The sequence below is a fragment of the Macrococcus hajekii genome, assembly GCF_004359505.1.
Classification (GTDB): domain Bacteria; phylum Bacillota; class Bacilli; order Staphylococcales; family Staphylococcaceae; genus Macrococcus; species Macrococcus hajekii.
Genome location: NZ_SCWE01000015.1, coordinates 1 through 538, shown reverse-complemented (window position 1 = coordinate 538; position 538 = coordinate 1). Strand labels below are relative to the sequence as shown.

1 pseudogene is annotated in these 538 nt (G+C 40.7%); it reads left to right on the top strand.

Annotation, left to right across the window (positions count from 1 at the left end):
- Positions 1-497: pseudogene (locus ERX37_RS11510) on the top strand (hypothetical protein); the annotation flags it as partial.
- Positions 498-538 lie beyond the last annotated feature (41 nt).

The window sequence follows — 538 nt, the reverse complement described above, 5'->3', positions numbered from 1 at the left end:
ATGCCCGTATTTCATCCTGGAATCAGAAAGAAGGAACGACAAGAGCGTGGAACGGCTTCTACAAGCATAAGAAGGCAAGAGAGGATAGAAAGAACTCACATGCTTTTGAACGTGAGCAGGATATCGTTCAATACATCGAAGAACATCAGCATAAAGGAGTCCTGGAAATGTCGTTACGTACACTCGCCCAGGCATTTAATATCTCTATCACAGCCCTTAGAAACGTGCTTAGACAATCTAAAATTATCAAGGTCTCAGTGATAGGAAAAGGACGCTACAGCAAGACGAGAGTCTATACAATCAGAGGACTGATGAAGCATATCAGAGGACTGGAAGGGACAATGGAGCTAGGAACACTCAAAGAGATTAATGAATATATGAGCCTGCTGAATGAAACTGTAATCACTAAAACAGAGAAGAAGAAAATATGGCGTATTTTGGAGAATAACCCCGTCATACAGGCGTTCACTGAAAGGGGGAATGTCAGGCATTTGTGACGAATTTTAATGTAACAAACTGCCATACATTATATTTATAT